Below are 10295 nucleotides of genomic sequence, written 5' to 3' on the forward strand. Positions count from 1 at the left end.
CATTCGTTCATTCTTCACATGCAGACGAGGCGTGAATAGAATACGGTGAGGTGAAATCCCAATGGTCCCGTGGCGCCATATTGTCGTTCTGACGCAGGAGAATCATTCGTTTGATCAAATGTTCGGGCATTATCCTGGTGCCGATGGAACTCCAACGGGCGTCTTAATGCCTAATCCTCGGGGACGTCCCATAGCTCCGTTTCCTTATTCGCATGATGATTGCGCGCTGTACTGGACCAATCCCCCGCATTCATGGGATGCGATCCATGCCGAATGGAATGACGGAAAAATGAACGGTTTTGTAAAGGTCGGCGGCCCCATGACCATGGGCTATTTTCCGGAAGGGTGGATCACAGGATATCTTTGGTTGGCGCGACAAGGGATCCTCTCAGACCAATATCATGCATCCGTCTTAGGTCCGACATTGCCCAATCGACTCTATCTAATTTCCGGAACCAGCGCCGGATGCCGCAATGACCCCCCACTTGGCAGCCGCCTAACCTTTAATCAAGTCACTGTTTTTGATCAGCTCAATGACAAGGGGATTACTTGGGCGTATTATGTAAACGGATATCGGCCAAACCTGCTGTCGCGTGCTTTGGCGAAAGCGCTGTATTTCTGTCCATTACTGTGGTTTCCCCGTTTTATAGATGATCCGGTACTATCCTCCCATATTTTGCCGTTGTCCCGCTTTTATGAAGACGTTTCAAAGCGCTGTTTGCCCGAGGTGGTGTTTATTGCGCCGGGCTTATGGACTAGTGGTCATCCGCCTACTCCTATTTCTGTGAGTATGCAACAAGCTGTGTCGATTGTTCGACATTTGGCGAAGTCCCCGGACTGGAAGAATACCCTCATGGTGCTTAATTTTGATGAAGCCGGTGGCTATTATGACCACGTCGCACCGAAACTGGTCGATGACTTTGGGCCAGGCATTCGAGTGCCGGCTATCTTATTGTCGGGCCGTTTGAGGTCACGAATTGACCATACCGTCTTCGATCATACCTCGGTGCTTCGCATGATCGAAGAGCAATATGATTTGCCGTTGTTGGGCGAGCGCACGAAACATATGACCAGCTTGGCGGCCGCTTGGTGACCAAAACAAGTGGTTGAAGCTCGAAGAGGTGGCGGCCTCGTGGGTATGTAGTGCGCGGTTCGCGTTATGGGTGCATGTCGAACAGAGAAGTTAAGGGGGACCCCTTAGTCGAACGAAATGGTCGTCATAGACGGTGCAGGGTCCTTATTGTGTTTTCTGTCCTGTTGTTTCGCTGGCTAACATTTGCTCTAAAACTTTGTGCTCACAGCAGTGAGTCGTGGACGCACTGACAAACACAGCTCGAGGACAAACGAAAGCCGCCCGTCGTTTTTGCATTAACGGGCGGCGAACTTGGTCACAAGGAAAACAAGCAAGCTGAGCGGATAGGTGCGAGACAGGGCTTTTCTCGCGTTCTACCTAGGCGGTTAGGCTTCTTTGGGGGCCGAAGAACTCATAGTGAATCTGATCTGGTGAGACGTTCAACTGGCTTAGGGCGGTGACCATGGCTTGCATAAAGGGTTGGGGGCCGCAGATGTAGAACTCGGATTCGGGGGCAATCAGGGTCGATAATAAGGGGGCGTCAATGCGTCCGGCTCTCAGAAAGTGCGCCCGCTCCGTATCTTCTTTCTCGGGGTTTTCATACACAATGGCGTAGCGAAGTGACGGATGTGTTGATGCTAGGGACTCCATTTCCGTTTGAAAGGCATGCACCCGGCCATGCAAGGCTGCATGCACATAGGTCACCTCGTGCTCGGGGTCATACGCTAGTAAGGAATGAAGCATACTCAGCAATGGAGTCATGCCGACACCACCACTTAAGAAGACAATAGGCCGAGGAGTGGTAACATCGAGCGTGAAGTCACCAGCTGGAGCCGCCACTTCTATGATATCGCCCACATGTACTTGCCTGTGCAGGTAGGTTGAGACCAAACCATCGGGCCATCCGTCGTGAGCCTCTTCGCGTTTCACGCTAATGCGGTAGTAAGATTGACCCGGTTGGCCCGAGAGGCTGTAATGGCGACGTTGGGTATGGGCTAAGCCTGGAATGTTAACTTTGAGGGTGAGGTATTGTCCGGGTTCATACGTGGCGATGGCACCCCCATCTTGGGGCTCAAGATAAAAGGACGTGATGACGTCGCTTTCTTGGACTTTTTTCTTGACGATAAAAGGGCGGAAGCCGTCCCATCCACCAACTTGGGTCGCCGCTTGGGTGTACATAGCTTGTTCCACATCAATAAAAGCGCCTGCGATCATCTCATAGGCTTGAGCCCACGCCCCAATGATGTCGTCGGTCGCGGCATCCCCTAAGACTTCTTTCATAGCGGCTAGGAGGTTCTCGCCGATAATTGGGTAATGCTCAGGCTTGACCCCGAGCCCACGGTGTTTGTGTCCAACCTGTCGGACAACTGGTAAAATGTCTTCAATGTGGTCAATATGCAAGGCGGCGGCATATAAGGCATTGGCCAACGCAGTTTGTTGTTGACCTCTGCGTTGGTTGGTTTGATTAAAGATATCGAGCATAGATGGTTCATTGTCAAATAAACGCTCATAAAACCGCGTGGTAATGTGTTCGCCATGCATTTCGAGGACGGGGACGGTTGATTTAATTATGTCTTTAGTGGTTTGCGAAAGCATAGAGGAACCTCCTAATAACTAGTCTAAAATAACCTCGTCGATGATTATAGTTCATTTGAACCGGAAAAGATATATATAAAATACATATTTAAAAACGATATATAGGTATTAAGTAGAAGGGAAGACGTTTTGTGAATCTGACGCTTTTTACCGATTATTCCTTAAGAGTGCTCATTTATGTGGCGACGCAACCCGAAAATCGATTGACGAACGTTCAAGAGGTGGCCACAGCGTATCGCATCTCGAATAATCATCTCGTGAAGGTAGTTCATAAACTGGGTAACTTAGGGTTATTAGAAACAGTACGCGGCCGCCATGGGGGTATACGTTTAGCACTGCCGCCTGAAGCAATCAATCTGGGATGGTTGGTACGGCAAACTGAAGAAAATTGGAATATTGTTGAATGCTTTGATGCAGAACAGGGATTTTGTGTGTTAAGTCCCGTGTGCCGCTTAAAAGCTGTTCTCAACCAAGCTTTGCAGTCCTATCTGGGTGTGCTGGATACCTACACTCTGGCGGATCTCGTCGTTAATCGGGATGCACTGCAAGGCTTATTTCGGCTGGAGATCAAAAGTCCTTAAAAATTCAAAGAACGGTGGCCGCGATTTTCCGGTAATCCCCATGCCTCGCTTAGCTTTGTTGCCAGGGGTGATCATTGCAGGGTCTGTGGCGCTAGCAACGACCGCTAGGCGGTATCATTTGGATATCATTCATGATCCCTGCGGTATCGCCCCTTTTGCTTTTCCCGGCCGATATAGACGCGTGGTTACGATTCACGATGCGATTCCCTATATTTACCCCCAGTACTATCCATTGTTGGGTAAGGTGGTATACCGGACGACCGTGCCTTTGGCACGGTGGACGGCTGATGCGGTATTAACCGTGAGCGAGAGTGCTAAGGCTGATTTGATGCGGTATGCGCAAATTTCTCATAGTCACATTGTGGTCACGCCTCTGGGCACGCGAGTGCCCACGCCAAACGCTCTTCAGATATGGCGGCAAGACCTGCCGAATATCCAAAAGACCTTCGGTGTGTCAGGTCCTTACTTTCTGGTTGTTGGTGCGAACCATCCGCGAAAGAATGTGACCCGCGTCATCGAAGCCTTGCGGTTAATGAGACAAAGCGGTGAGTTAGTGGAACTAATCGTGACAGGGCAGCCGCCGCAGGGGACGGGGAGGATTGCAGAGCCTGGTCTGAAGTTCGTCGGCCACGTCAATGATGAGACGCTTCATCGTTTGTATGCGAATGCAACTGGCGTGTTGGTTCCCTCGTATTATGAAGGATTTGGCCTTCCGGCGCTAGAAGCGATGGCCCATGGCACTCCTGTCATTGCGTCACCCGTCTCCTCACTACCTGAAATCATTCAGGACACGGGACTTTATGCGTCTCCTTCGGACACGTTAGCCTGGGTTGGTGCGATGCGGCGTCTTCTATCTGATACCGCTTTGCGTCAGCATCTGGCCGGTGCAGGGTACCACCGCGCGAGCCAATATTCCTGGGCGCAGACGGCCAAAGAGACCGTTTGGGTGTATCGCCGCATCATGAAGGGCCAAGCGTCATGATCCTCATCGATGCGACGCCGTTGCAATCCGAACATCGTGTACGGGGGGTGGGGACCTATGTTTACTACTTAACCCGCGAACTAACGCGGTTAGCGGGGCCATCGTGCGCTTTCTTTGTGGCGACACAAGATCAGAGGTTGTTACCCGAGTGGGTGGCACCTGTCCATGCGGTGTATCGTCCCCACCGTCCTGCTCAGGTCTATTGGTTATACAATGAGTGGGCGATTCGTCAGGTCGTGAAAAAAAGTCATCCCCAAATCTTTCATGCGACCGATTTTAATGGGTTGGTTTCCCTGCGTGATGTTCCGGTGGTGGCAACGTTGCATGATTTAACCGGACTCCAAACACAAACGAGGCATGGGAATTTGTCACAACGGTTAAGTGCTTGGCGCTGGAGAACTTATTATTACGAGAAATTACCGGCTGCCACCCATGTGATTGCGATAAGTGAACAGGTGAAACAAGACGCTATTGTGAAATTAGGCCTTGATGCCCAGAAAATTTCCGTGATTCCTCATGGTGTCGATACCGACAGCTTATCGCCACGCCATAAAGGCCATGGCCTTTATGGCAATCATCCGCCTTATTTGCTGTATTTAGGGAGTGCCGAGCCCCACAAAAATTTGCCGCGCCTTCTTGAAGCGTTTCGTCTTGTTGCTTCAGACTATCCCGACCTGTCGTTGTACTTGGGGGGGCGATGGCAACAACGTGATCAGGCCGGTTTAGATAAAGTCATAGACGATCTGAAGCTAGGAGATAGGGTCAAGATATTAGGTTACGTACATCCAGAAGACAAACCCAGTCTTCTTGCTAACGCTACCGCCTTTGTTTTTGTGTCTACAGCTGAAGGATTTGGCCTGCCTATTTTAGAAGCTATGGCCAGTGGAGTGCCAGTGGTGGCCAGTGACATTCCGGTGTTTCGAGAAATCGCTACAGATGCAGCATTCTTCGTCAGCCCTAACGATGTCGCCCATCTCGCAAAAGGTTTGCAACAAATCCTTGCGGACCAATCCCTTCGCGACGATTTCGCCAGGCGTGGGCTGCGGGACATCGAGAGTCTTACGTGGCATTCCGTAGCGGTTAAGACGTGGGCAGTCTACCACGAGCGATAGTGATGTGTTTGTGATATGAAATGATAGGGTTCAAGGGATAGCTAATCCCTTAGCTTTTTAATAATACGGGCTGGGACACCTCCTACGACCACATTGGGCTCAACATCCTTAGTAACCACTGCGTTAGCTGCTACGAAACTATTGTCTCCAATATTGATACCTTTGGTGATTGTGACCTTATTACCTATCCATACATTTTGGCCAATCCGAATAGGGGCCGATACAAAGCCTTGGCGTCTATACGGTTTCGGGTCATCTATTAGAATATTGTGGTCATGGTCGCGAATTGTAACCATTTCAGCAATGAGGGTGTCATCACCGATTTCAACACTCTGTAACACGTGAATCGACGTGTATGAGCGTAAACAAACATCGCGTCCCAAAACAAGACGTGCGCCGGGTTGAACGCGAATGGATACCGAAGGAGACAGGATATAGCTTCCTATTCCAGTTTTAATGGTACTACCGTGCAGCCTCGAACTAAATCTTTATTTTCCACCACCGCCATCCACGAAAGAATCGGTAAACATTTCGCAAATTGTCTTGGAGCATCGTTTGTCTTTATCTCCTTAAGGCCGAAGTTTATTGCTTAATTTTCAAAGGGTGTTTGAGGCCGCAACCGATAGATTTGAGCTGACCCGTTATCATATATTCGGTTTTGATTGAGGTATGGGGGTACGGGTTTTTGTTCGACAAGACTGCTGGCGATGACCTCCGGAGAAATAAGCAAGTCTCGATCGGCTTGGCTAAATTGAAAACCTGTGACGGTATTGTCACCACGATTACGAAAATGCCACATCATATCTGCATAGACCAGCCGGTTATCAGGACCCGTCCATATGGTCTCAGAGCGGCTATGATGATTAAAGGCAGAAAGAGCCTGACGTTCTGTTGGTGTGTAGAACATCCATTGGTTTGAAATGACAGGATCTAACGTACTCTTGAACAAGCCAATGAGAACAAAGACCGCCAAGACGATAGCGGAGCTGGTTGTGACCCACGGGCGCAAGGTGGTCTTAAGCGTTTCTAGGCGGGGAATGAGGCCCCATACTAACACGGGAGACGCCATGAGGGCATAGTAGGGAAAATTGCGCACCTCAAGGTTGGTGCCGGCATTCATGCCGGTGAAATCTAAAGGAATGGCAAGCGCTACAAGGAAACCAAACGCGCCGTAGAGCGCCAAGAGAAATAGGTGTTCAAAGGACCAAGTGTGCTTGCGCCAAATCATTTTCCAAAGGGCATAACCCCAAATAACGATCGACACCACGGAAAGAACCCACCGGAAAGAGGCGACTAATATTTGATCGAGTTTGCCCGCCCATTGCGATGCGGGCGCACTGTAAGGATTACTCGACGTATGCAATGTGAGAAAAAGGTCAACGATTTTGTTAAGTGCCGTATGTGCTAAGGCAAAGTCATGACCTGCCGGGGGAAACACATAAAGCATGACCCACCACACCAATAGCCATGACCCGATAACGTAGCTGCCGAGCCGAACAATTTGCGGGCGGTATTGTATCGTGGCAGGGGTATTTAGCCGTAATAAGATCCATCCGCCTATCAAAGTCAGGCTAGCGGCAACGGCAAATGTTGAAGCAAAATAATCATTGACGGTCGCGTTCGTGAACACGAATACATAAAACAAGCCGATCCACACCGCGGACTCGCGCATTGACCCTTGTTGAACGGCACGGAAGGCTCGGAAGAGAACCACGAGCGCCCACAGCATCAATACGATATTGAGCTTTTCGTGATTGCCGCGTAATAGAGTGAACATGACGTCGGGAATGGCAAAGATAAGAAGGACAGAAAGTGCGGCCAGTTTATCCGAGTTAAGAAATGTTCGGTATGCGATATAGGCCGCAATCGTGAAAAGCAGCATAGCGATAAAGGGCATAACAATGGTGTTCATCACCGGAACTGAAAGGCCCGTCAACAAAGAGAGAGAGCCGAGCCACGTCGGATAGCCAAACCCATGGCTATATTGTCCAGGAAAGAGGACGGACTGGGCAGAAAGCATACGTGCAGTCACTTGAGTAAACACTGCAGTGTCATTTTCAGTCCAGAGTCCTCCGAAGCGGAGGACGAAGTATGCAGAATACAAAACTGATAACTCTAGCAATAACCATACTTTTAATCTGTGGGACCTGCTCGTCGAAAGCGCCATTTTCTATTTCCTTCTTTTGGAATATTGGTTTAAAATAACAGTAATACATAATAGTGGATAGGTAAACGTGGCTCAGGAATGTTAGTCCCGTAATTTAACTAGAAAAGGGATGTGTATTACATCGTGACAGTAGTATTCATAGATACTATAGTAGATCCCAAAAGGCCCGGTCGTAGTGGGCATAGTGACATAATATGGTCTTTAGCTAAAAGGCTTGTATTGCTAGACGTCAAGGTTGTTATTGTTGGACCATACTCCCATCAACTATTTTATCATTGTAATCTTACCCTGATTACGTTCCAGTCTATTTCTCATCCAGATCAGAATGGGTTTACAAAGATAAATCAGGTGTTGAGGGCACTTAAAATGTTAAGGAGACATTCAATACATCCGGATATAGTCCATACCTCGGATGCATTTTCTGCGGGGGTTTGTAGCTCAAGGTTGCATTTTCCTGTAATATTTACAACATCAGGAAATATTAAACAACGTCAGGCGTCTAAATTTAAACTAGACTTCATTTCTGCTTTATTCTACAATTTGGTTTCCTTTTTAGCGGTCCGTAACGCATCTATGATTGTGGCGACATCTAAAAATATGGCATACTGGTGGACCCGTACTGGAGCTAGAAATGAAAATATTCAAGTTATCAAATTAGGGACGGAATTGGTTAACGAACCCAACCCCAGAAAGGTGTGGTCGAATACACTTAACCTACTATATGTCGGACGGTTGGAAATGGAAAATAATCCAGAACATTTGATTAATGTGATTGCTTTATTAGAAAAGAAACGGATTGACTATTCTTTGACAATTGTGGGCGATGGGAGTTTGCGAAATGATTTAGAGCGTTGTTTGCAGGCACAAATTGATAATAGGCGTGTGCAGTTTAAGAACACATTACAACCTACAAGTCTTATAGCTGAATATAAAAAGGCTCATTTGTTGATTATTACTAGAGAAGCTGGAGCCCCACCACGAACCGCTCTGGAAGCCCTTGCAATGGGAATACCTGTATTGGCTTTCCACGGTTGCGGATTAGAAGATTACGTTATAAATGGCGCAAATGGGTACTTGTATCCTGAGGGCTCTGTGAGCCTAATGGTTGAACAAATAGAGTGGCTTACCATGAATAAGAGCGTGTACGAAGTGCTATCCAATAATTCAAGAAACGTGGCATTGGTCCATATGGATTGGGGCCCTATAGCTCAGCAATATTTAGAAACCTATGAATTTGTTCTTTCGCGGGGTGATGCCTAGGTGATGGACAAGTCAAGCAGATTGACACCAATAGACACCAATAGAAAGAAGAAAGACGGTCTAGGGCAAGGGCGTGGATAAAGTGACCGTGGGAGAGCCTGTATCTCGCCGGTTTATAGGTTCCTTGGGTTACAGGGCTTATAGGCAAGGCGACTCGTTCTTCGATCGCGTTGCGAGGATGAGAGACCCTTTTCGGTAACGATGGCCACCAATTAATCATGCTTCAAAGTGATGGACGAAATAGTTCGACGAGGTCCAGTGGCTCGTTGCAATCTTTGACCAAGTTATCCACCACTGAGACGAACAAATAAGGATGGGACAACATCTCAGTGAAAATACTTCATTGGATTGGAACAAGTAATCTACCTCAAAATCCAAGTACGTCTGCCGTTAGTGGAGTTGTAAAAGCAGCATTGGAATTGGCTCTAGCTGAACGTGAACTGGGAAATGACGTCACTGTGGGAGCAGCCGGGCAAGAAAATTGGCAAGTTAAATGGCAAGACATTCAACTTGTTTCCTTAAAATATACAAGATGGGCAAAATTTACAATGAGAAATAACTCATATGACTTTCGGCAACATCTACCATTAGCGCGCTATTTAATCACGAATGATTACGATGTCTTACATGCTCATTTGTACTATTACATGAAATTTCTTCGTGCCCGGTCAAAGGTGCTGCATTTTCATGCAGACCCTTTGAATGAAGACTCTTTATTGGGGCCAAGTGAGTGGAAAATAATTGCGCGTCATGGAGATGGGGGCGTTGCAGTCAGTCGATATATAGCGAGCCGCATTAAAGAAGGTATGGGTGGAATATTATGGCCTCTCATTACCGTGCCGAATGGTGTGAGGCCACTAACATATTGCGATGCGGACGAAGGGAGGCCCTATACTTTTCGGCAACGGATCGGAGTGAGTGTCGATGCTTTCATTTTCCTATTCGCCGGCGCCTTTTCCGAGGCAAAAGGAGTGCATATTTTAGCACAAAGCTTTTTGCGACTTGTTGAAGAATTGCCAAGCATTCATTTAGTATTGGCGGGAGGGGCGGAACTATGGGATGGAGCTTTAGGTAAAGTGTTACCAGACTCATATGAGATATCTATAAGGACGTTGCTACGGAATGCGGAGAAAATGGGACGAGTACATTATTTGGGCCCAGTTAATGCTGACTTAATGCAATTTGTTTATAACGAATCAAATGTCTTGGTTGTTCCATCAATTTGGAATGAAGCATTTTCTTTAGTCATTTTAGAAAGTCTTTCAGCAGGTAAGCCTGTAATTGCTTCTCGAGTAGGAGGTATTCCTGAAATCATTGATTCGCACACAGGTATTCTTGTGAAATCGAATGATGTTGATGAATTAGCCGCGGCAATGAGAAAGATTGTACTGGATCAAACTTTATACGAAGAAATGAGGAGGCATTGTCGTCGAAAGGCTGAGATGTTTACGTGGCGGAGTGCAGCTGATGAACTGATTCGCTTTTACCATAATCTTCTCGATAAGTCCTAGTCAGGAGGGTATAG

Annotated in this window: 8 protein-coding genes and 1 pseudogene; 6 read left to right on the forward strand and 3 right to left on the reverse strand. The window is 47.7% G+C overall.

Features of this window, described 5'->3' with window-relative positions:
- Positions 1-61 precede the first annotated feature (61 nt).
- A complete protein-coding gene (locus tag ORD20_RS06525; RefSeq protein ID WP_103376461.1) occupies positions 62-1093 on the forward strand; it encodes a phospholipase C in 1032 nt (343 codons plus the stop codon).
- 357 nt (positions 1094-1450) lie between these two features.
- On the opposite strand, the gene hmpA is transcribed toward ORD20_RS06525, so the two are convergent.
- Entirely contained in the window at positions 1451-2668 is a 1218-nt protein-coding gene (gene hmpA / locus ORD20_RS06530) for an NO-inducible flavohemoprotein (RefSeq protein WP_103376460.1), read from the reverse strand.
- Positions 2669-2799: 131 nt separating this feature from the next.
- Between hmpA and ORD20_RS06535 the strand changes: the two genes are divergently transcribed.
- From ORD20_RS06535 to ORD20_RS06545, 3 genes are read left to right on the forward strand one after another with little or no spacing between them, the layout of a single operon-like run.
- Positions 2800-3249 (forward strand): Rrf2 family transcriptional regulator, encoded by a 450-nt coding sequence (locus ORD20_RS06535; protein WP_103376459.1) that lies wholly within the window; start codon positions 2800-2802, stop codon positions 3247-3249.
- Entirely contained in the window at positions 3206-4231 is a 1026-nt protein-coding gene (locus tag ORD20_RS06540; protein ID WP_430626688.1) for a glycosyltransferase family 4 protein, read from the forward strand. Before ORD20_RS06535 ends, ORD20_RS06540 begins: the two co-directional genes overlap by 44 nt.
- Entirely contained in the window at positions 4228-5343 is a 1116-nt protein-coding gene (locus ORD20_RS06545) for a glycosyltransferase family 4 protein (RefSeq protein ID WP_103376456.1), read from the forward strand. Before ORD20_RS06540 ends, ORD20_RS06545 begins: the two co-directional genes overlap by 4 nt.
- Positions 5344-5396: 53 nt before the next feature.
- On the opposite strand, the pseudogene ORD20_RS06550 reads toward ORD20_RS06545, so the two are convergent.
- A pseudogene (locus tag ORD20_RS06550) lies at positions 5397-5549 on the reverse strand (DapH/DapD/GlmU-related protein); the annotation flags it as partial.
- A 383-nt stretch (positions 5550-5932) separates the two neighbouring features.
- The gene (locus ORD20_RS06555) at positions 5933-7387 is read right to left on the reverse strand and encodes a hypothetical protein (RefSeq protein ID WP_146039095.1); all 1455 of its coding nucleotides are present in this window, start codon (positions 7385-7387) and stop codon (positions 5933-5935) included.
- A gap of 246 nt (positions 7388-7633) precedes the next feature.
- Here ORD20_RS06555 and ORD20_RS06560 point away from each other — a divergent pair, with 246 nt between their 5' ends.
- Together ORD20_RS06560 and ORD20_RS06565 are read left to right on the forward strand one after the other, a co-directional pair.
- Positions 7634-8770, forward strand: a complete 1137-nt coding sequence (locus tag ORD20_RS06560) for a glycosyltransferase family 4 protein (RefSeq protein ID WP_158246360.1) — start codon at positions 7634-7636, stop codon at positions 8768-8770.
- 329 nt (positions 8771-9099) lie between these two features.
- Positions 9100-10281 (forward strand): glycosyltransferase family 4 protein, encoded by a 1182-nt coding sequence (locus ORD20_RS06565; RefSeq protein WP_103376453.1) that lies wholly within the window; start codon positions 9100-9102, stop codon positions 10279-10281.
- Positions 10282-10295: the final 14 nt, after the last annotated feature.

This window comes from Sulfobacillus thermotolerans (assembly GCF_039623705.1).
In the GTDB taxonomy this organism is placed as follows: Bacteria; Bacillota; Sulfobacillia; order Sulfobacillales; family Sulfobacillaceae; genus Sulfobacillus; species Sulfobacillus thermotolerans.